At 69.8% G+C, this 21171-nt stretch carries 17 protein-coding genes, 1 tRNA gene and 1 pseudogene; 9 read left to right on the top strand and 10 right to left on the bottom strand.

The features are described 5' to 3' along the window. Position 1: 1 nt before the first annotated feature. Together OHA88_RS27020 and OHA88_RS27015 are read left to right on the top strand one after the other, a co-directional pair. Entirely contained in the window at positions 2 to 1108 is a 1107-nt protein-coding gene (locus OHA88_RS27020; RefSeq protein ID WP_328627399.1) for a P1 family peptidase, read from the top strand. A gap of 157 nt (positions 1109 to 1265) precedes the next feature. Beyond that, positions 1266 to 2036 carry a DUF6227 family protein gene (locus OHA88_RS27015; RefSeq protein WP_328627398.1) on the top strand — a complete coding sequence of 257 codons (771 nt, stop codon included), beginning with the start codon at positions 1266 to 1268 and terminating at the stop codon, positions 2034 to 2036. Positions 2037 to 2164: 128 nt separating this feature from the next. Here the strand turns inward: OHA88_RS27015 and OHA88_RS27010 are convergent, their stop codons facing one another. After that, positions 2165 to 3721 carry an MFS transporter gene (locus tag OHA88_RS27010; RefSeq protein WP_328627397.1) on the bottom strand — a complete coding sequence of 519 codons (1557 nt, stop codon included), beginning with the start codon at positions 3719 to 3721 and terminating at the stop codon, positions 2165 to 2167. Between the two features lie 61 nt (positions 3722 to 3782). On the opposite strand from OHA88_RS27010, the gene OHA88_RS27005 reads away from it, so the two are divergent. Beyond that, positions 3783 to 4754: a helix-turn-helix transcriptional regulator gene (locus OHA88_RS27005; protein WP_328627396.1), complete on the top strand. Its 972-nt coding sequence runs from the start codon at positions 3783 to 3785 to the stop codon at positions 4752 to 4754. 101 nt (positions 4755 to 4855) lie between these two features. Here the strand turns inward: OHA88_RS27005 and OHA88_RS27000 are convergent, their stop codons facing one another. Then, complete coding sequence (locus tag OHA88_RS27000) at positions 4856 to 5854, bottom strand: sigma-70 family RNA polymerase sigma factor (RefSeq protein WP_328627395.1); 999 nt, start codon at positions 5852 to 5854, stop codon at positions 4856 to 4858. A gap of 157 nt (positions 5855 to 6011) precedes the next feature. Between OHA88_RS27000 and OHA88_RS26995 the strand changes: the two genes are divergently transcribed. Further along, the gene (locus OHA88_RS26995; RefSeq protein WP_328629801.1) at positions 6012 to 6551 is read left to right on the top strand and encodes a GNAT family N-acetyltransferase; all 540 of its coding nucleotides are present in this window, start codon (positions 6012 to 6014) and stop codon (positions 6549 to 6551) included. 70 nt (positions 6552 to 6621) lie between these two features. Continuing rightward, positions 6622 to 7701: a questin oxidase family protein gene (locus OHA88_RS26990; RefSeq protein ID WP_328627394.1), complete on the top strand. Its 1080-nt coding sequence runs from the start codon at positions 6622 to 6624 to the stop codon at positions 7699 to 7701. A gap of 4 nt (positions 7702 to 7705) precedes the next feature. On the opposite strand, the gene OHA88_RS26985 is transcribed toward OHA88_RS26990, so the two are convergent. Further along, positions 7706 to 8488 (bottom strand): dioxygenase family protein, encoded by a 783-nt coding sequence (locus tag OHA88_RS26985; protein ID WP_328627393.1) that lies wholly within the window; start codon positions 8486 to 8488, stop codon positions 7706 to 7708. Between the two features lie 147 nt (positions 8489 to 8635). On the opposite strand from OHA88_RS26985, the gene OHA88_RS26980 reads away from it, so the two are divergent. Continuing rightward, the gene (locus OHA88_RS26980) at positions 8636 to 9148 is read left to right on the top strand and encodes a MarR family winged helix-turn-helix transcriptional regulator (RefSeq protein ID WP_328627392.1); all 513 of its coding nucleotides are present in this window, start codon (positions 8636 to 8638) and stop codon (positions 9146 to 9148) included. A 116-nt stretch (positions 9149 to 9264) separates the two neighbouring features. On the opposite strand, the gene OHA88_RS26975 is transcribed toward OHA88_RS26980, so the two are convergent. Together OHA88_RS26975 and OHA88_RS26970 are read right to left on the bottom strand one after the other, a co-directional pair. Then, positions 9265 to 10797 (bottom strand): MFS transporter, encoded by a 1533-nt coding sequence (locus OHA88_RS26975; RefSeq protein ID WP_328627391.1) that lies wholly within the window; start codon positions 10795 to 10797, stop codon positions 9265 to 9267. A 212-nt stretch (positions 10798 to 11009) separates the two neighbouring features. After that, positions 11010 to 11684 carry a TetR/AcrR family transcriptional regulator gene (locus OHA88_RS26970; RefSeq protein WP_326629564.1) on the bottom strand — a complete coding sequence of 225 codons (675 nt, stop codon included), beginning with the start codon at positions 11682 to 11684 and terminating at the stop codon, positions 11010 to 11012. 276 nt (positions 11685 to 11960) lie between these two features. Here OHA88_RS26970 and OHA88_RS26965 point away from each other — a divergent pair, with 276 nt between their 5' ends. Continuing rightward, positions 11961 to 13238: a M6 family metalloprotease domain-containing protein gene (locus tag OHA88_RS26965; RefSeq protein ID WP_328627390.1), complete on the top strand. Its 1278-nt coding sequence runs from the start codon at positions 11961 to 11963 to the stop codon at positions 13236 to 13238. Positions 13239 to 13251: 13 nt separating this feature from the next. Here the strand turns inward: OHA88_RS26965 and OHA88_RS26960 are convergent, their stop codons facing one another. Next, complete coding sequence (locus OHA88_RS26960) at positions 13252 to 15006, bottom strand: class I adenylate-forming enzyme family protein (protein ID WP_328627389.1); 1755 nt, start codon at positions 15004 to 15006, stop codon at positions 13252 to 13254. Between the two features lie 181 nt (positions 15007 to 15187). On the opposite strand from OHA88_RS26960, the gene OHA88_RS26955 reads away from it, so the two are divergent. After that, positions 15188 to 15263: transfer RNA gene (locus tag OHA88_RS26955), tRNA-Arg, on the top strand. 55 nt (positions 15264 to 15318) lie between these two features. On the opposite strand, the pseudogene OHA88_RS26950 reads toward OHA88_RS26955, so the two are convergent. From OHA88_RS26950 to OHA88_RS26940, 3 genes and pseudogenes are all read right to left on the bottom strand, one after another. Continuing rightward, positions 15319 to 15555: pseudogene (locus tag OHA88_RS26950) on the bottom strand (tyrosine-type recombinase/integrase); the annotation flags it as partial. A 179-nt stretch (positions 15556 to 15734) separates the two neighbouring features. Continuing rightward, positions 15735 to 17855, bottom strand: a complete 2121-nt coding sequence (locus OHA88_RS26945; RefSeq protein ID WP_328629800.1) for a SpoIIE family protein phosphatase — start codon at positions 17853 to 17855, stop codon at positions 15735 to 15737. Between the two features lie 504 nt (positions 17856 to 18359). Beyond that, the gene (locus OHA88_RS26940; protein ID WP_328627388.1) at positions 18360 to 19034 is read right to left on the bottom strand and encodes an AAA family ATPase; all 675 of its coding nucleotides are present in this window, start codon (positions 19032 to 19034) and stop codon (positions 18360 to 18362) included. A 361-nt stretch (positions 19035 to 19395) separates the two neighbouring features. Here OHA88_RS26940 and OHA88_RS26935 point away from each other — a divergent pair, with 361 nt between their 5' ends. Continuing rightward, positions 19396 to 19620, top strand: a complete 225-nt coding sequence (locus tag OHA88_RS26935; RefSeq protein ID WP_266984645.1) for a cold shock domain-containing protein — start codon at positions 19396 to 19398, stop codon at positions 19618 to 19620. Between the two features lie 310 nt (positions 19621 to 19930). On the opposite strand, the gene OHA88_RS26930 is transcribed toward OHA88_RS26935, so the two are convergent. Further along, positions 19931 to 20722, bottom strand: coding sequence for a hypothetical protein (locus OHA88_RS26930; RefSeq protein WP_328627387.1), 792 nt, complete (start codon positions 20720 to 20722; stop codon positions 19931 to 19933). Positions 20723 to 21171: the final 449 nt, after the last annotated feature.

Below are 21171 nucleotides of genomic sequence, written 5' to 3'. Positions count from 1 at the left end.
GATGGCCGGACAGCACACCGGGCAGGGCCGGGCACAGGGCGCGCAGCCGCCGACCGGCCTCCCCGCGGGCGGGAGGGACGCGCTGACGGATGTCGCCGGGCTGCGGGTCGGTCATGCGCGGGTGTCCGGCGACGGCGCGCTGAGCGGCACCACCGTCGTCCTCGCCCCCGAGGGCGGCGCCGTCGCCGCCGTCGACGTACGGGGCGGCGGCCCGGGCACCCGGGAGACGGACGCTCTCGACCCCCGCAACCTGGTGCAGCGCATCGACGCCGTCGTCCTGACGGGCGGCAGCGCGTACGGACTGGACGCGGCGTCCGGCGTGATGGCCTGGCTGGAGGAGCAGGGGCGGGGCGTGCGGGTCGGTCCCGATCCGTCGCAGGTGGTGCCGGTGGTCCCGGCCGCGTGCATCTTCGACCTGGGGCGGGGCGGCGACTGGCGGGCCCGCCCGGACGCCTCGACCGGCCGCGCCGCGGTGGAGGCCGCGGCCGGCACGGAGTCGGGTGCCCCGGTCGCGGAGGGCGGGGTCGGCGCCGGCACGGGAGCGGTCGCCGGCCGGCTCAAGGGCGGTGTGGGCACGGCGAGCGTGCGACTGCCGTCGGGGATCACGGTCGGCGTGCTGGTCGTGGTGAACGCGGCAGGTGCGGTGGTCGATCCGGTGACCGGGGTGCTCTACGGGGAGTACGGAGCCGCCGAACCGCCCGTGTACCCCCCGGCGGAGGTCCACAGGACCGCCGGGCGCCGGCTGGCCGAAGCGCGGGACGCCGAAGCCCGCCCCCCGCTCAACACCACGCTCGCCGTCGTCGCCACGGACGCGGATCTCACCCGGGCGCAGGCGCAGAAGCTCGCGGGCACGGCGCACGACGGACTGGCGCGCGCCGTGCGTCCCGCACACCTGCTGAACGACGGGGACACGGTCTTCGCGCTCGCCACCGGTGAGCGGCCCCTGCCCCCGGCCGACCCGATCGCGCTGAACGAACTCCTGACGGCGGGCGCGGACGTGCTGACGCGTGCCGTCGTGAAGGCTGTACGGGCGGCCGAGGGCGTCGAATCCCGCCGCCCCGGCGCGGGCGCGTACCCCTCGTACAGTGATCTCTACGGCACCGGCTGACCGCCGACTCGCCATCCGCGCAAGGAAGTTCGGACGAAACGCCAGGAACTATCCGCGTGTGCCGTACGTTTTCCGGAACCCCGGTCTCGATGTCAGACCCAGGGACTACGTTAAGCACGCATCGGGTAACACGCGGCGACGGCCTGGAGACAGCACCTTGAGCGATCCGTACGAGACAACCGAGCAGCACCTCGAGCGACTCCTGCGACGCGCACTCAACTCTTTCGACCTGCCCGACTGCACGGTCGAGAGACTCGGCACGGCGCTGGCACACAGCAGCTCCCTGCACTCCTCGCATCACAGTTCCGTACTGCACCGCGAGACCTACCGGCATACCTATCTGCTGGCCGACGGCTCGGCCCTGACCCTGTGGGAGCTGGTCCACGGGGGCGCCAAGGACACGACGGGCGCCCGGTCGCGGACGCGGCCCGGCCCCCAGCACCACGAGCTGTACGACGACGAGGCCGACGCCCATGTGGCCGCCGCGCGGCTGGCCGGCAGCTTCTCCGACATGCCGGCGTTCGGCGACGACGCCCCGCAGGCGGACCTGGAGATTCACACGGTCCTGATGGCCGCGCCGCCGGCGCCGCTGCCCCGGATGTACGCGCCGGACAACTCCGCGGACCACGCCCGCCGCGTGCTGCGCCGCGCGGAGAACGGCGACGTGCCGGGCGAGGAGACCGCGCGTCTGCTGCGGGCCGCCTTCGCCCACCACATCACCCAGATCTTCGGCCGGCAGTGCCGGGTCGACGGGCGGGATGCCGGTTTCACCCTGTACGAGCACGCCTTCCTGCTTCTCGACGGCAGCGAGACGAGCCTGTGGGAGGTCGAGCACACGGCGACTCCGGACGGCCGCCACATGTGCGAGGTGTACGGGAACGAGCAGGCGGCGCGCGAGGCGATGGAGAACCGCACGCACATCTGCTGACGGGCGACGGCGCTCACCCGCCAAAGCACGCACAAGGGGCCCGCGCCTCACGCAAGGGTGCCCGCACCCCCCCGAGAGGTGCGGGCACCGAGCAGGCAGCCGAGCACGCGGCCGGCCGACAGACGCACTCAGCGCGTCAGTGCGGCCTCCTTGGCCACCTCGCCCGGCGTGGCATCGGCGTCCTGGACGACCTCGTCCTCGCCGCCCTCCACCTGCTGCCGCGGTCGCGCCGGCAGCGCGAACATCACCAGGAAGATCAGCGCGAGCACTCCGGCCACCCACCACAGCGAGTGCTGGAACGCCTCGACGAACGCCGGGCCCATCGCCTGCGGCGCCAGCCGGTCGCTGATCGACCCGAAGAAGACGACCGAGACGAGTCCGAGCCCCAGTGCGTTGCCCATCTGCTGCACGGTGTTGATCAGCCCGGACGCCGACCCGGAGTGCTCCTTCGGCACCTCGGACAGCACCGCGTCCGTCAGCGGGGCCACGATCAGCCCCATACCGAGCCCCATGACGACCAGCGGCAGAGCCATCTGCCAGGGGGCGATGCCCATGCCGTACCGGTCGGACTCCCAGATGTAGAGCAGCAGTCCGGCGACCATCAGCAGCGCGCCCGCCTGCAGGACCTTGCGGCCGAACCGCGGTACCAGCTTCTGCACGGAGATCCCGGCCGCGAAGGAGACGGCGATCGAGAACGGGATACCGGTCGTGCCCGCCCGCAGCTCGCTCCAGCCGAGTCCCATCTGCATGTACAGCGTCCAGACCAGGAAGAAGATGCCGAGGCCGATCCCGAAGGTCAGCTGGACGGCGATGCCCGCCGCGAAGCTCTTGACCCGGAACAGCGAGAGCTCGACGAGCGGCGAACCGTCCTTGCGCGCCTTCGCCCGCTCGAACAGCACCAGGGCCGCGAACACCAGGACACTGCCGATCATCGACATGTACCCCCACAGCGGCCAGCCCAGCTCGCGCCCGCGGGTCAGCGGGTAGAGCAGCATCAGCAGTCCCAGCGTCACCAGCGCGACACCGACCAGGTCGAGGCGGAGCGCCTTCGGGGCCTTGGACTCCGTGATGAACTTCCGGCCCAGGAGCAGTCCCGCGATGCCGACCGGCAGGTTGATCAGGAAGATCGGCCGCCACTCCAGGCCGGCGATGTTCCACTCGGTGAGCAGCGCGCCCAGCAGCGGTCCCGAGACCGCGCCGAGGCCGACGATCGCACCGAAGAGGCCGAAGACCTTGCCGCGCTCGTGCGCCGGGAACGTGGCGTGCACGATCGACAGCACCTGCGGGACCATCAGCGCGGCGGTGCCGCCCTGCAGGATGCGGGAGGCGACCAGCATCTCCGGGTTCGCGGCGAAGCCGCAGAGCGCGGAGGCCAGCGTGAAGCCGCCGATGCCGATGAGGAAGAGCCGCTTGCGGCCGTAGATGTCGCCGAGCCGGCCGCCCGTGATCAGACCGGCCGCGAAGGCCAGGGCGTATCCGGCGGTGATCCACTGGATCGAGCTGAACGAGGCACCTGTGTCGCGCTTGATGCTCGGTATGGCGATGTTGACGATCGTGACGTCGACCAGGTCCATGAAGGCCGCGGTCATCACGATGGCGAGCGCGAACCACCGGCGCCGGTCCGACGGGTCCGAGGACACCGTGGGATCGGCCGCCGTGGACGGCAGCGATGCGGAAGAAGTCATATGAAGAAGTTAAACGTCCATTAGGTCAGGTCATGACCCAATGGACCGGCACTCTGGATCCATGACCGATACCCCGGCACGACTGCTGAATCTGCTGTCGCTCCTCCAGACGCCGCGCGAGTGGCCGGGCAGCGAGCTCGCCGAGCGGCTCGACGTCAGCCCGCGCACCATCCGCCGCGACATCGACCGGCTCCGCGACCTCGGCTACCCGGTCGAGGCGTCGCGAGGCTCGGTCGGCGGCTACCGGCTGGTCGCGGGCGCTGCCATGCCGCCGCTGCTCCTGGACGACGAGGAGGCGGTGGCGATCGCGGTGGGACTGCGGGCAGGGGCGGGGCATGCCATCGAGGGGGTCGACGAGGCATCCGTACGAGCCCTGGCCAAGCTGGAGCAGGTGCTGCCGTCCCGGCTGCGGCACCGGGTGTCGACCCTGCAGAACGCCACCATGCCGCTGACCCGCGGTGACGGTTCGACCATCGATCCGCACACACTGACGGTGATGGCGTCGGCGGTCACCGGCCGGGAGCGGCTGCGGTTCGCGTACCGGGCGGGGGACGGCGCCGAGACCAGACGGGAGGCGGAGCCCTACCGGCTGGTGAGCACCGGGTGGCGGTGGTATCTCGTCGCGTACGACCTGGGGCGCGAGGCATGGCGTACGTTCCGCGTCGACCGGGTGAGCGAGCCGTTCGCCACAGGAGCCCGCTTCACACCGCGCGAGCTGCCCACGGGGGACGCCGCGGCCTTCCTCACCGACTCCATCCGGCGCCGGCAGCCGGAGCTTGCGGTCGAGGTGAGCTTCGCGGCCCCGGCGGAATTCGTGTCCGCGCGGCTGCCCCCGGCGTTCGGTCCGCTGGAGCCGACCGGCGAGTACAGCTGCCGGCTCCGTGCGGTCATGGCGGACTCGCTGGAGTGGGTGGCACTCCGACTGGCACTGGTCGACTGCGAGTTCACCGCACACCAGCCAGCGCAGCTGGTGGAGTTCCTGAGCGATCTGGGCGCCCGGCTGACGCGTGCGGCAGCACTCTCCTCACCGTGACGGCAAAGAAATGAGCCCCGGCGCCAGGGGGGGTGGGCGCCGGGACTCAGCTCATGGGGTCCGCACGAAGCGGCTCATATCGGAGGCTACTGGACTCGGGCTCACGCCGCAGCGTCAAAACCCGTGTCGTGGGCCATTCGCTTCAGTTCGAGCAGTGCGTGCTTCTCGATCTGCCGGATCCGCTCGCGCGTCAGACCGTGCTGCTTGCCGACCTCGGTGAGAGTCCGCTCACGGCCGTCCTCGATGCCGTACCGCATACGGATGATCGACGCGGTGCGGTTGTCGAGCTTGCCGATCAGCTCCTCCAGCTCCTCGCTGCGCAGCAGCGTCATCACGGACTGCTCGGGCGACACCGCGGAGGTGTCCTCCAGCAGATCGCCGAACTGGGTCTCGCCCTCGTCGTCCACGGACATGTTGAGGCTGACCGGGTCACGGGCCCAGTCCAGCACGTCGCCGACGCGCGTGGCCGTGGAGTCCAGCTCGGCGGCTATCTCCGCGTGCTCGGGCTCGCGCCCGTGCTCACGGTTGAACTCGCGCTGGACACGGCGGATCCGGCCGAGCTCCTCCACCAGGTGGACGGGGAGCCGGATCGTACGGGACTGGTCGGCTATGGAGCGGGTGATGGCCTGACGGATCCACCACGTCGCATAGGTGGAGAACTTGAAGCCCTTGGCGTAGTCGAACTTCTCGACCGCGCGCACCAGGCCCGCGTTCCCCTCCTGGATCAGGTCGAGCAGGGGCAGCCCGGCCCGCGGATATCGGCGGGCGACAGCAACCACGAGTCGAAGGTTGGAACGGATGAATATGTCCTTGGCGCGCTCGCCCTCGGCGACCAGCGCCTCCAGCTCCTCACGCGTCGCTCCACCGGCTTCGCTCTCCACCACGCCGTCGAGGACCTGCCGGGCGAATACGCCCGCCTCGACGGCTTGCGACAGCTCGACCTCCTTCGCGGCGTCGAGCAGCGGTGTACGCGCGATCTCGTCCAGGTACATGCCGACCAGGTCGCGATCGGCGATTTCCCCGCCCACGGCGCGAACACTGCTTGCCCGGCTGCTCCCACCACTGGTGGACGAACGACGGGCGACGGCACGGGTTGCCATGCGTGCTCCCTTGCTAAGTAGGTCGCGACACCCTCTCGGGTGCCCTGCATCCGTTGGAAACAACGACTGGAATCCGGACAGAATTCCCACGCCTCGCATTCATTTTCGCGATCATGCAGTACCCTGTCGCGCCGAGAGGGGAGCCTTCATGCCGGAAATGCCGGAACTCCGCACAGAGGTGCAGGTCAGGCCGGGCGTCGCGAACGATGTGGCAGCCCTCACCGACATCTACAACCACTACGTCCGTGAGACTGCGCTCACGTTCGACACCGTCCCCTTCACACCCGAACAGCGGATGCCGTGGCTGCTCTCTCACCCTGAAGACGGCCCGCACCGTCTTCTGGTTGCTCGGGATGTCCGCATTGTCGGCCCTTCATCGGTCCTGGGCTACGCGACCAGCAGCGCGTTCCGCCCCAAAGCGGCGTACACCACGTCGGTGGAGGTGAGCGTGTACTGCACGCCACAGGCCGCCGGCCAGGGCATCGGCACGCTCCTGTACGAGTCGCTCTTCGAGGCCCTCGCGGACGAGGATCTGCATCGCGCGTACGCGGGCATCGCCCTGCCCAACGACGCCTCGGTCCGGCTGCACGAACGTTTCGGCTTCCGCCATGTCGGTACGTACGCCGAGGTGGGCCGGAAGTTCGGCAGGTACTGGGACGTGGCCTGGTACGAGAAGCCCCTGGGCCAGGAGACCTAGGACCCGGGGGCTGCAGCATAGGTCCGCAGCCCGTTACGGGCGGCGGGCCCCGCGCCTAGCGTGTTCCGGCATGACCGACACGACAGGCAGGACAGACCTCATAGGCACACCGGGCACGGCACCGGTCGACCCCACCGGCACGCTCGACGAGGCGCTGGAGCGGCTCCACAGCGCGGGTCCCGAGCGGAACGGCTGGCTGAGCAACCACGGCCCGATGGCCGTCGAGGCGCTCGTACGGCACGGCCAGGCACCGACCGTCCACCGCTGGCTCGACCACTACAGCCACAAGCTGGAGGACATGCCGGCCCCCGCGGCCCGGGTCACCGCGGAGAACTGGCACGAGGCCCTGGGCGACCCGCGCAGGATCGCCGACTGGACGATGTACTTCGAGCAGGAGACGGCCGGGCGCCCCTGGCAGGACGTCCTCACCGAGTGGTGGCCGCGGCTGCTGCCGGGCATCGCCGCAGGCGCCACCCACCCCGTGATCAGGGTCGGCCACGCCGTACGCACCCTGCTCGGCGGTGAAGCGAACGCGCCCCGGATCACCGAGCTCGCGCACGGCCTCGGCTACTGGGCCGCCCGCCACCAGCCACTGCCCGCGCTGAACCCACCTGCCTCGCTCGTGCCCGCACCGAGTGCCGCGGCCGCGCTGGACGCCGTACCGCCGGTGGCCGACCCGAGCGGCGGCATCCGCGACCGGCTGGCACAGCTCACCGCGTTCCCGCTGTGGCCGCAGCAGTTCGCGGACGACCCGGACGTGGCGCGCACCCGGCTGGCGGAGCTGGTCAGGGCCGCGACGCACCGCTACACCACCCACGGCCATGGTGAACCGATCATGCTGGTGCACGCCGCGACCGCACCCAACGCCGTGCTGCGTACGCTGCCCGCTCTCCCCCGTGACCTGTGGCACCGGAGCCTGGCCGCCGCCTGGGCCGCGAGCGCCGCGGTCACCGCCGCGTACAGCCCGGCCGACCCCGCCCCGTACACCGCACCGCCGTCGGCGTCCTCCGCGGACGAGATCTTCGCGCGGGCGGCGGCGCACGGCGACGACCACACGATCAAGTTCACCGACACCGCACTGGACGTCGGCGACACGCCCGCCCTGGCCGCCGCGCTCCGCTCGATCGAACTGAACCCGCCGGCCCTCTGACCACTCAGCCGAACTGCACCGACCGCTTCGCGAGCCCCATCCAGAACCCGTCGATGACGCTGCGCCCCTGGTCGAGCTCGCCCTCCGAGGCGCCCAGCGTCACGAAGAGCGGCGCGAAGTGCTCGGTGCGCGGATGGGCCAGCCGGCCGGCCGGGGACTTGTGCTCGAAGTCGAGCAGCGCGTCGATGTCCTGCGCCTGCAGCGCCCGGTGTCCCCAGTCGTCGAACTCCACCGACCAGCCGGGGTTGCCGCCGCCCGCGTGCCGCAGTGCGGCGAGGTTGTGGGTGAAGAAGCCGCTGCCGACGATCAGTACGCCCTCGTCGCGCAGCGGCGCGAGCTTGCGTCCGATGTCCATCAGCTTCTGCGGATCCAGCGTCGGCATGGAGATCTGGAGTACGGGGATGTCGGCGCCCGGGAACATCTCCACCAGCGGGACGTACGCCCCGTGGTCGAGCCCGCGGTCCGGGATGTCCTGGACCGGTGTGCCGGCGCCGCGCAGCAGCTTGCGTACGTTCTCCGCCAGCTGCGGGGCGCCCGGGGCCGCGTACTGCACCTGGTAGTAGTGCTGGGGGAAGCCCCAGAAGTCGTAGACGAGCGGGACGGTCTCGGTCGCGCCCAGGGCGAGCGGGGCCTCCTCCCAGTGGGCGGAGACCATGAGAATCGCGGTGGGACGGGGCAGGTCGGCGGACCATGCGGCCAGCTGGCCGGGCCAGACCGGGTCGTCGGCCAGCGGCGGCGCACCGTGGGAAAGATAGAGGGCGGGCATCCGCTCCGCGGTGACAGTCATGACACTCCCCATCCACTGCTACTGAAGATAAATCTTCTACGGGACCCTCGAAGTTCCGATGCTCCGAAGCACTTTCTTGAAGCTTCAAGTTCCCAGCTACGGAGACCTTAGCTCTATCTAGTTCAACTTTCAAGAAAAGGTCGTAGAGTGGAGCACATGACCACGGCACCCACCGGCGAGACCCGCTGGCTCTCCGACGAGGAGCAGAGCATCTGGCGCTCGTACCTCCAGGCCACCACGCTCCTGGAGGACCATCTCGACCGCCAGCTGCAGCGCGACGCCGGCATGCCGCACATCTACTACGGACTGCTCGTCCAGCTCGCCCAGGCGCCCCGGCGTCAGATGCGGATGACCCAGCTGGCCAAGGACGTCAAGATCACCCGCTCCCGTCTCTCGCACGCCGTCGCCCGGCTGGAACGCAACGGCTGGGTGCGACGGGAGGACTGTCCGTCCGACAAGCGCGGGCAGAACGCGGTCCTCACCGACGAGGGTTACGAGATGCTCCGCCGGTCCGCGCCGGGTCATGTCCGTGCCGTACGCCAGGCGATGTTCGACCGGCTCACCCCCGAGCAGGTGCGCTCGTTCGGCGAGATCATGCAGATAATCGCCACCGGACTGGAGCCGGACGGCACGGACGCGGACCTGCCCTGGCTGCGCTAGGCAAGTCCTGCCGACGCACCGCGTACCGACGCGGGTCTGCCCCGGCTCCGCCGAGCGGAACCGGGGCAGACCCATGTTCACGTCACTTCATGTGACTCCACGCCGCGCGTCCCTCGTCAGTGCGCGACGACCGGGACCTTGAACTCGTCCTCGACCCCGTCGGCATCCCCCGAGCCGGAGCCCGAGTTCACCGCAGTCGCCGAAGGACGTCCGGCGTTGATGAACGTCACCGCGATCGCGGACGCCACCACCAGGATGCCGACCGCCCACCAGATGGCCCCCGTGAAGCCGTGCACCATCGCCTGGAGCTTCAGCAGCTTCGGGTCCGTCGCGGCCAGAGCGGCGTGCGAGGTGGCGTACGCCGTGGCGGCCGAGGCGGCGATCGTGTTCAGCAGCGCCGTACCGATCGCGCCGCCCACCTGCTGCGAGGTGTTGACCATCGCGGACGCCACGCCCGAGTCCCGCGGCTCGACCCCGTGCGTGGCCAGCGACATGGCCGGCATGAACGCCGTACCCATGCCCAGACCCAGCAGGAGCTGCGCCGGCAGGATGAGCGCCGGGTAGGAGGAACCGATCTCCAGCTGCGTCAGCAGCAGCATGCCGACGGCGGCGGTCAGGAAGCCCGGACCCATCAGCTTGCGGGCCGCGACCCGCGTCATCAGCCGGGCGCCGATCTGCGTCGAACCGGTGATCATGCCCGCGATCATCGGGAGGAAGGCGAACCCCGTCTTGATCGGCGAGTACCCCTTCACGACCTGCAGGTAGTACGTCAGGAAGAGGAACAGCCCGAACATCGCGATGATGGCCAGCCCCAGCGAGAGGTAGACACCGCCACGGTTGCGGTCCATCACCACGCGCAGCGGCAGCAGCGGCGACTTGACCCTGGCCTCGGTCAGGACGAACGACATGAGCAGCACACCGGACGCGACGAACATGCCGATGGTCAGCGGGTCCGACCAGCCGCTGGACTCGGCACGGGTGAATCCGTACACCAGCGAGACCAGACCCAGCGCGGAGAGCACCACGCCCGGGATGTCGAGCGACGAGCGGTTACGGCTGCCGACCGGCTCGCGGATCACGAAGTACGCACCCGCGGCCGCGACGATGGCGAACGGGATGTTGACGAAGAACGTCCAGCGCCAGTTCAGCGTCTGGGTGAGGAAGCCGCCGAGGATCAGGCCGACGGCGCCACCGCCACCGGCGATCGCACCGTAGATACCGAACGCCTTGGCGCGCTCCTTGGCATCGGTGAACATCACGGCGAGCAGCGAGAGCGCGGCCGGAGCGAGCAGGGCACCGAAGACACCCTGGAGCGCGCGTGAGCCGAACAGCATGCCCTGGTTCTGCGCCGCGCCACCGAGTGCGGAGGCCAGCGCGAAGCCGATCAGACCGACGACGAAGGTGCGCTTACGGCCCCACAGGTCGGCGATCCGGCCGCCGAAGAGCAGCAGTCCGCCGAAGGCGAGGGCGTAGGCCGTGATGACCCACTGCTTGTTGGCATCGGTGATGCCCAGGGCCGTCTGTGCGTGCGGCAGCGCGATATTCACGATCGTGGCATCGAGCACGACCATCAGCTGCGCGAGCGCGATGAAGGCCAGCGCTTTCCAGCGGCTGGGGTCAGGGAGTCGTGGATCAGCAGTTTTTGACATGGAAGTAGCCACCTAAGGACGCGCGTGGACGCGAAGGGTCGTGAACCGTGACCGTGAACGCAGAACGTCCCGGCCTGTGAACGGTGAGGGTGAAATGTGCGAAGGGAGAGAGCCGGCAGAAGTGGGAGTGAGGTCGGTCGTGAGGTGGGGGTGGTGAGGGCGCGTCGGACACGCAGCCGGACAGCGTCTGCTTCAGCAGCCCGGCGCGGGCCTCATGGCCGGCGCCGCAGATCCTCCAAGGTTGCCGCCGTACCGGGCAGTTCGGACCGGGCCGGAGCCTCGAGGCCGTCCAGGAACAGCTGGAGATGACGGTGGGTGAACCGGTCGATGTCCAGGCACGCGGTGCCTGGCAACGGCCGGGTGAGCTGGGAGAGGCCGACCAGTACGTCACCGACGGCGATGTCGGTGCGCAGGCGCCCCGCGGACATGGCGCGCGCCACGAGCCCTTCGACGGCCTCTTCGAGGCGGCGACGCTCGGCGAGCAGTTCGGGGTGGCACTTGTCGAAGCCGCCGGACAGCATCGGGCAGAGCGCCCCGATGCGCTCGTCGGCTGCCGCGTGGACGAAGCGGCTGAGCGCAGCGAAGGGGTCGGCCTCCTCGGCCACCGCCTCCTCCGCACGGCCGGTGATGCGGGAGGTGACCGCGAGGACGACCTCATGGGTCAGCGCGGCCCGGTCGGGGAAGTTCCGGTAGAGCGTGGCGTTGCCGACGCCTGCACGGCGGGCGACCTCGTCGAGCGGCACGTCCGGTCCGAACTCGACGAACATCTCGCGCGCCGCCGTCACGATCCGCTCCCGGTTGCGCAGCGCGTCCGCCCGCGGGCGGGACGTGCGGCGCGCCGCCGTCCCGGTGTCGGTGTCGGCGGCGATGCGAGTGACGGTCTCCACGACGGCAGCCCCTTCCCTTCCGGCTCTTGTTGGCTCTTGCGCGACCCGGATGCGTACAACCGGGGAGCGCCTCCCCGTTTCGCGGGGACACGGGTTCAAACGGGGAATGGGTCCCCGGTTATTTCCCACCTTTGATGTGACCTGCGTCACATCGATCGAGCGGAGAATCCACCGATCGGCGCACCCAACGCGCGGCCGCGCACCGCCCGCCAGAGGGTGATCAGCAGAGCGCAGCCAGGGCCCGTCGGCTGCCGCGGACCCCCGGAAGGCGACTCTATGCAGCAGCCCCGCCACCGGATACCCAGTCGCCGCCGCACCCTCGCACTCGCCGGGGCAACCACGCTGGTCATCGCCGCCACAGCCTCGGCCAGCAGCACGCTCTCCCTCTCCGGCCCCGCCTCCGCGGGACCGGTGGCCACCGCGGAGCAGGCTGGGCTCGGGCCGTGCCGGATAACCGCGACGATGGGCGTGCAGATGTCGGAGGGCATGCCGACCCAGGCCGGCTACTCCCGGTCCACCGGCGAGGTGCACGCGCTCAACCTGATGATCGACTTCCCGGACGCGCCGGGACTCGGGTCGGCGATGGACCGGCTCGCCGAATTCTTCCCGCAGACCACCGCCTGGTTCCGGACCAGTTCGTACGGCCGGCTCATCTACCGGCCCGAAGCCCCCGTGAAGAGCTGGCTGCGGATGCCCCTGCCGTTCTCGGCGTACGGGATAGAACGCGGCTCACCGTACGAACCGGGCTACCGCCATCTGGTCCAGGACATCGTGGCCATCGCCGACCAGAAGGTGGACTTCCGCGAGTACGACCTGGTCAATGTCCTGGTCACACCGAACGCCGGACCCTCCGCACTGGACACCGTCCTGTCCGTGACCTTCTCGGGCAACGCCGACGCCCCGCTCGCGGACGGCGTCCCGCTCGCCAACACGTCCTTCATCTACAGCCGCCAGGACGACGGCTCCGGGTCGTACGCGCAGACCGGCTACCGCGTCCTGCCGCACGAGAACAGTCATGTCTTCGGCCTGCCCGACCTCTACACCATGGAGGGCGGCGGCTCGGTCGGGCACTGGGACATCATGTCCGAGGACTGGGGGGCCAACAACGATCTGCTCGGCTGGCACAAGTGGAAGCTCGGCTGGCTCGACAACAACCAGATCAGCTGCGCCTCCAAATCCGGCACCACCGATCGCGTCCTCGGGCCGCTGGCCACCCGGGGCGGCCTGAAGCTGGCCTTCGTACCGCTCAGCGCGGAGTCGGGCTACGCGGTGGAGGTACGCACCCAGGCGGGCAACGACGGGGCGGTCTGCAGGCCCGGCGTACTCATCTACAAGGTGCGCTCCGACGTGGACACCGGCCAGGGGCCGATCTCCGTCGCGGACAGCACCAAGGGCAGCAGAGGCTGCACACGCTCTCCCAATGTGCAGGCCGAGCTCTCCGACGCCCCGTTCCAGCCCGGCCAGACGTTCACCGACCCGATCGAAGGGATACGCATATCGGTGGTCGGCAAGGACTCCAAGGGCAACTACCGGGTCCGCATCACCCGCTCCTGATCACATCCCCCTGCTACCCGCTCTTCGCCCCCCTCCCCCGCACCTCGTCGTCGACCGGCCCGCGCAGCTCACGCTTGAGGATCTTCCCGGTCGGGTTACGCGGAAGCGGCTCCTCGCGTACGAGGACATGGGCCGGGACCTTGAACGCGGCCAGGCTCCGCCCTACGTGCGCCCGCAGCTCGTCGGCCGTGACCGTGGCACCGGGCCGCAGCCGGACGACAGCGGCGACCTCCTCGCCGAGGACCGGGTGCGCCACGCCCAGCACCGCCGCGTCCTCGACGTCCGGATGATCGTGGAGCACGGCCTCGACCTCCACGCAGTACACGTTCTCACCGCCGCGGATCACCATGTCCTTGAGCCGGTCCACGACGCTCACCCGCCCGTCACGCACCAGCGCGAGATCGCCGGTCCGCAACCATCCGTCCGTGAACGCCTCGGCCGTCGCCGCCTCGTTGTGCCAGTAGCCGCGGACCAGTGACTGGCCGCGCAGCCACAGCTCGCCGATCTCCCCCTCGGGCAGCGCCTCACCCGCCGGACCGGCGATCCGCACCTCGGTGGTGGGGGTCGGCCGGCCGACACTGCCCGGGTGCAGCCGGTAGTCGGCGCCGAAGTTCGCCAGGACACCGCCGCAGGTCTCGGTCAGGCCGTAGCCGTTGCGCGGCTCGATCCGCTCGCCGTACCGGGCGGTGAGCTGCGCCACCAGGTCGGGCGGAGCGGCGGCCCCGCCGGTGTTCAGCATCTGCAGGCTCGCCAGCTCGTCGCCCGCCCGCTCGGCGGCGGCGAGCAGCTGGAGCGCCGTGGCCGGGACGCCCGCGTAGTGCGTGACGCCGTGCTCGCGGATCAGCCGCAGCGCCTCCTGGTCGTCCCACTTCCGCATGAGCACGAGCGCCCCGCCCGCCGCCATGGCCGCGTAGAAAGAGGTGAACGCGGCGACATGGAAGAACGGAAAGGTCATCAGGGTGACCGGCGCGGGCCCCTGTCCCGGAATGATCCCGCGGCGGAGTGCGGAAGCGGTCGCATGGAACCGCGGGTTGAGTGCCGCGCCCACCTGGGCGAGCTGGGTGGCCACGGCGCCCTTGGGCCGTCCGGTGGTGCCCGACGTGTAGATGATGGTCGCATCGTCCTCGGGGCGGATCTCCACCTCGGGCGGCGCGGCGAGCGGGTCGGGCGCGGGCAGGTCCTCGTATCGCTCGGCCCCCTGCGGAACCTCGCCGTCCCGGTGGTGGAAGACGACCACGCGCGCCTCGGTCTTCTCCGCCCACGCGGAGACGCGCGGCAGCCGCTCCCCGTCCACCAGCAGCACCCTCGGTCCACAGTCGTCGAGCGCGTACGTGAACTCGTCCTCGGTCCACCAGGCGTTGAGCGGCACGGCGACGAGACCGGCCAGCTGCGCGGCCCAGAAGGCGATCTGCCACTCGGGGTGGTTGCGCATCGCGACGACGGCCCGGTCGCCGGGGCGGAGCCCGTACACCTCGGTCAGCCGGCACGCCAGCGCGGACGCGGCGGCGAAGAACTCCGCGTACGAGTAGCTGCGCCCGGCGGCGATCAGGAACGGCTGGTCCCCGAAGGCCCAGGTGGTCTCCACGAATTCGCGGAGGGTCCTCGGCCCGTCCGCGTACACGAGCGCCCCGGCCTGCGGGCCGTCCTGCAACCGCACGACGGCGAACGGGGCTCCGGGTCCGGTCAGCGCCGCCTCGATGCGGGCGGCAGCGGACAAGGCACCGGCGTCGGGGGCCGGGCCGGCGGGGATCGGGTCGGTGTGCGGCACGAACGACCTCTCTAAGCGCTTGCTCAGTACTTTCGTGACGCTATGCCCGCCCCCATGCCCCGTCAAGACACCCCGCTCCCTACACCGTGCGAGCGCCCGGCAGCGCCTTTGCCGATACACCGCCCGCCTGCCTCCATCACCCCTGCGCCTCATCCGCTACCCTGTCCTGGACTGCCGTCCCGCCTTCGTAGCTCAGGGGATAGAGCACCGCTCTCCTAAAGCGGGTGTCGCAGGTTCGAATCCTGCCGGGGGCACCAGGCAAAAGGCCCCGGACCGATCATGGTCCGGGGCCTTTGACATCAGTTTTTGACATCAACGAGGGCGGTCGCTCACGGCCGGGCGCCTCTTGAGCAGCCGGTCCATGTGGCTGATGGCCTCGCGCTGCGTGTCGTGGACGACGTGCGTGTAGACGTCCATGGTGATGCTGATCTGGCTGTGCCCGAGGATCGCCATCACGACGCGGGGCGCGACCCCGGCCGCGGTGAGGAGCCTCGCGCAGCCGTGCCGGGCATCGTGCAGCCGGACGACGCGGAGGACGGCGGAGTCGGCTGCGGCGGAAGCCGAATGACCGAAGCACGCGCACCACGTCGCACCATCTGCGGCGAGAACCACGGTCAGCAGCGGCAAACCCCACCGTGGCGCGAAACGAACATCGGCCGCTATCGATGACCTCTGCATCCACCCGTCCGTGCGGCTTCGCATCATGCCCGGCAGGGACGGATCACCGTTTATTGGACGGACTCGGCTGTCGGCTCAGAGTGCGGGGAGGCCGGAGTGGGGAGGGTCTGTTCGCTCCAGACTGTCTTGCCTTCGGTGGTGTAGCGGGTGCCCCATCTTTGGGCGAGTTGAGCGACGATGAACAGGCCGCGTCCCCCTTCATCGACTGTGCGGGCGTGGCGCAGGCGGGGGGAAGTAGCACTGTCGTCGTGGACTTCGCAGGTGAGGGTGCGGTTCTTGATGAGGCGTAGCTGCAGGGGTGGGGCGCCGTAGCGGATCGCGTTGGTGACGAGTTCGCTGACGATCAGTTCGGCTGCGTAAGCGGTGTCTTCGTTCACGTTCCAGTCTGCGAGTGTCCGGCGGGTGTGTGCGCGGGCGGTGGCGGCTGCTGTGGGGTCGTGGTCGAGGAGCCAGGTGGCCAGGGAGTGGGCGGGGAAGGGCCGGGTGCGGGCGAGGAGGAGGACGGCGTCGCCGGGGCGGTCCTTGCTGCGCAGGGTGTAGAGGATGTCGTTGCACAGGTGCTGGAGTGGCCGGTCGGGTTGAGCGAGGACGTCGTGCAGGCGTGCGGGGGCACCGTCGGAATCGGCGGGGGGTGCGGGCAGGATCGCGGGGGTGTAGAGGGCGAGGATGCTGCCGTGGGGGACGTCGGTGGTGGTGGCGGCGAAGGGGGGACCTTCCGCGCTGCCCAGGAGCGGCCCTGGGGTGCTGTCCGGGACCTCGGTGCTGCTGTCGGGGCGGATGATCACGGGTGTGGTGTGCCCGGCCCGTGCGAAGGTGCATGTGCGGGTGACCGGGTCGTAGACCGCGTAGACGCAGTTCGCGGAGAGCGGTTGCGGGTGCGGGGGGTCGCTGGGGTGCAGAGCCGCGCGCTCTGCTGCCAGGAAGGCTGCGGTGTCGTTGAGGCGTGCGAGGAGCTCGTCGGGTTGCAGATCCAGTGCGGCCAGAGAGCGGATGACGGTGCGCAGTTGCCCCATGGTGGTGGCGGTTTGGATGCCGCGGCCGGTGACCTCTCCGACGACCAGGGCGGTGCGGGCGCCGGACAAGGGAATCGTGTCGAACCAGCCACCCCCGCCGCTGGCTCCGAGCACGTGCAGGTGGGCGGTTTCGAGGGTGCTGTGTGAGGCGGGACAGCGGGGGAGCTGGTGGCGCTGGACTGTCGCGGCGATGGTGTACTCGCGGGTGAACCGGCGGGCGTTGTCGATACACAAGGCGGTGTGGGAAGCCACATCGGCAGCAAGGCCGACATCGTCCTCGTCGTAGGGATCGGACCCGCCAGCGCGGATGAGGCTCAGCACTCCCAGGGCCGTTCCGCGCAGAACCAGCGGCGCCACGATGAGCGTGTGCGCTCCGACTGCGCGGACCCCCCCGGCCCTGGCAGCATCGAGCCACGGGATGCCGGGACTCACGGGCACGAGGCGGGGGCGAAAGTCGCTCATGGCCTGCGCGTAGGGGGGCAGCAAGTTGAGACTCCGCACGTCACTCACCGGATGGTCCTGTGCCTGCAGGCCGTCGCGGGCGCGGTAGGCGGCACGGCGCAGAGCAACATCCTCAGCCAGTGGCCCGGTCGGGGACTCCTCGCCGTGTACCACGGCATCCACGATGTCCACCATGGCGATGTCGGCAAAGCCGGGCACCAAGGTGTCCACCAGCTCCTGGCAGGTGGCGATCACGTCCAGGGTCTGGCCCACACGCTCGCGCACGGCATTCAGGACACGCTTCCGGGCACGCGCCTGTTCCTGTTCCGTGACGTCGACCGCCGTGGCAGCCAGTCCCAGGACCGTCCCTTGCGGGTCCTGCAGGCGGAACACCGACACCGACCCGATTCCTTCCCGCCCCTGTTCGGCTGCCAACCGCCTGCGGACCAGATGCTCGCGCACGGGCACACCGCTTTCCAGCACACCGCGGAGCATTGCCTCCACCTCGTCGGGCGCGGACAGGCCGGCATATGCCTCGGTGAAATGCAACCCGACCAGGCCTTCGACCGGCACACCGCGTATGGCCCACGCGGCGGCGTTGACCCGCACAACCCGCAGCTCCGTATCCAGAACATGCAGCCCCACCGGTGACTGAGTGAACAAGGCATCCAAGATCGCCCCACCCACCGAGTCCCCACCCGCCGGCGTTCGGCGCATCGCGTCCTCGTCCGCCACAAAGATCCACCTCCACCACCCAGACTGCCCGAGCGGCGTGCCGATGGACCGTCACGCCACGTCGGGTACCCGAACAGCCCCCGGCACGAATACGGACCACCAGACGGTCGGTGCTCCCACGGCTTCGCTCCCGCCACCCGCGTTGATCGAAGCCACTCATGGGCTTCGACCAGGGATAACCAGTGTCCCAGCTGTCCGCCTGTCCGGTTTGGGCGCTGACCTGCGACAACCGCCCGGACAGTCAAAATGAGAGCTGTCCGGGGTGCCCCGTTACAGACGGGCTTACGGCCGCAGCTGGCGTCATCACAGCCCTCACGCCCCTGATCAACAAGCTGATGTAAGCCTGCCCGCCGCGTGCCCGAACCAAAGGAACGCAGCGGGGAACCACGGGGACCTGGCAGCTCAGCCGCAGGTCAGCGTCTCCGCAGGTCAGGCCCCGTCCGCATACGAGGTCTTCCAAACTAGGGACCTTTGAGCGGCGTTCGGTCACCGAATCAGGGCGACGACGGCTGCCTCGATGGGTTCGATGTCCGGATCACCATCATCTGAGGTGTCGACTTCAACGACGACATCGACTCCACCCGGCGGATCGAAAATCGACCGCTTCATCTCGCCTCGCTGGAACTGAGATGAGAGCTGTCGGTCGACTGCCCCGCCTTCGGCCGCTCGGGCGCGGAGGCGCTCGTCGATGACCGATTCGTGGGCGACGACGTGAACAGCGAGCACTCGGGCGTCAGATGCGAGTAGCGCATCCAGCAGCTTGTGCGACAACACGGAGGACTCCACGACGAAGCTCACCCCTGAGGAGGCGAAGAGCCGGGCTGCGTTGACCATCACGGCCTCAGCGCGGAGGCTCACAGGACCGCCGGCGATGTGGAAGTCCGGGTTGAGCTGAACACCGCCGCCCTTGCCGACGGAGGCGGAGGACAGCCCGAGACCGACCTTGATCTCATCCCGGGTCAGGAACGGCACACCGAGGCGACGCGCCGTTGCGCAGGCAACGGTGGTCTTTCCGGCCCCCGGGGACCCGCATACGGCGACCACCACCGGCCGTTCCCACCTCAACATCCGCCGATCCTGCCGGATCTTGACCGTGCTGTCTACGAGCCGATCATGGTCAGCCGAGCAGCCCTCAGCGACCGCACCGCCCGCAGTTCGCATCGCGGGAGCCCAAGGAACGGTCCTGTGGCCGTGCCACTCGCGTGCCAGAACGGACGGAGACTCACGGGGAACCGGGGTCCCCAGGGGTGACCTCGGCCGGACTCTGCCCACGGGTACGGAATCCGCAGGTCACGCATGTGATCGCCCCGCCTCGCTCCTAAAGCGGTGCTCACCGGCGTGCCCGATCCGTGCCCGTCAAGCCGGTAAACCACGGTCAACAGCGGGTGTCAGGGGCGAGCCCCAGGACATCTCTTGGCGCCCGCTGCTGCTGTTCGGATGGTCAATGGCCGTCAGAAGCGCGGTGATTCCCAGGCTTATGCGCCAGGCGCGTCTGCGTGGTGGAAGCCGTAGGCTTCCCTCCATGGTGACTGCGACTGTCCGCGAGTGGGACGACGAGCAGGGGTGGGGCGTTCTCGACTCCCCCGAGACCCCCGGCGGCTGCTTCGGCCACTACGCCGACATCCAGGCGACCGGCTTCCGCACGCTGTCGGCCGGACAGCAGGTCGACCTCACATGGGAAGCCCCTGGCTTCAAGCAGGACGGGTACGACTACCGCGCGGTGAGCATCGTGCCCCGGACTGCCTGACATCCACAGCTGACATCAACGACGGCGTACCTCCACGATTCCCAGCAGTCCGCAACGCCACCGCACTCTTCACCACAACATGCAGTAGCTCCCGGTTGATCGAACTCCTGAAGCGGGTGTCGCAGGTTCGAATCCTGCCGGGGGCACAGAGAGAAGGGGCAGCTCAGGAGAGGTTTCCTCCCGGGCCGGCCCTTCGTCGTATCCGGGGTCGTGCCACACCCGTGCCATTACAGCTGCGTGGAGGCCGGATCCCCTGGCCGAAGGTGTGCTGTGAACCGCGGTGCGTACGTCATCCCCCCGCCCGACGAGGTCAGGCGAGCTTCTTCAGCTGCGCGTCGACGATGTCCTGGGGAATGGAGGGCTGGAAGGGGTCGAGGGACAGGAAGGTGGCAATGGTGGAGTCCTGGCGGACGACCAGGACGGTGACGGGGATGCTGGGTCCCCCGCCATCGACGAACTGGGTGGCGTCGAAAGCGAGTGTCTCGTCGCCGAAACCGGAAACGGACCGGGACCGGGTACCGGAATACCCCAGCCCAGCACCGGGGTGGGCAGCGGACGGGCGCATCTCGGCGGTGGCGCACTTCGGAAGCGCTGCGCGCAGTTCGGTCATCACCGTTCGGGCGTCGGCAAGGGTGTAGGACGTCAGGTCGACACTCGCGTGCTGCCCGAGATCGTCGGAGGCGGACACGACGTCCTGGCTGACCTGGGCCGTGAAGTCGTGCAGGCTGCCCAGCTGTGCGGCCGCGTAGACAGGTCGGCAAAGCGCGGGCGTGACGGCGCGGTAGGTCGCGAGCACGTCGTGGTCCACCGGGCTGCCCTTGCCCGTGACGGTGTCGACGGTATAGCCGGGGACGTCGTGCGCGGTCAGCGCCAGGCGGTCGAGGCCCTTCTGGTCGAGCCCCTTCCCGGCCGCGGAGGCAAGCGATCCGGATGCCTGCTGCGGCGCCGAGCTCGCAGGCAAGGCGGACCCGGCGGTCGCAGACTTCTTACGTCCCCCAGCATCGTCCCCGCTGTCCGCAACGCACGCGCCGGTCAGCGCCAGCACCGACACGACACCCGCCGCCGCAACGACCCGTCTTCCGACCGCAGAAGCATTCATCATTCGCCCACCCCCCGGTGCCCCGCCTGGGAGCACCCCGCACAAGAAGCCCCGGCGCGTGCCGAGGCTGAGGGAGCCTAACGGGGACTGGCTAAATGCCCTTCGCCTGAACCGATTTGAGATGTGAGCCCCAGCCCGTCCGGGCCGTCGCCCCGCAGACCTGGCTGGTCCGAGGGGGCCAGGCCGACACATCCGCATCCCCGAGAGAGCCGTCACCGCCTTCATCGACGCCCACACCTTTGAGCCGGTCACTCCTCGCTCGGCCGGCCTTCGGAGGGCCGTCTGATGGCCAACAGGAAGGGCAACCGTCGGCGCTTTGGTTCGGTCCGGCAACTCAAGTCCGGTCCTTGGCAGGCTCGATACCGCGACCCTGCGACCGGGCAGCTTCGCAGTGCTGAGCAGACTTACGCGACGAATACGGACGCGTGAGCAACCGTTCCACGGTCACCACT

Source organism: Streptomyces sp. NBC_00353 (assembly GCF_036108815.1).
Lineage (GTDB): Bacteria > Actinomycetota > Actinomycetes > Streptomycetales > Streptomycetaceae > Streptomyces.
The sequence above is the reverse complement of the archived record's forward strand: the minus strand, read 5'-3'. Positions and strand labels throughout refer to the sequence as shown.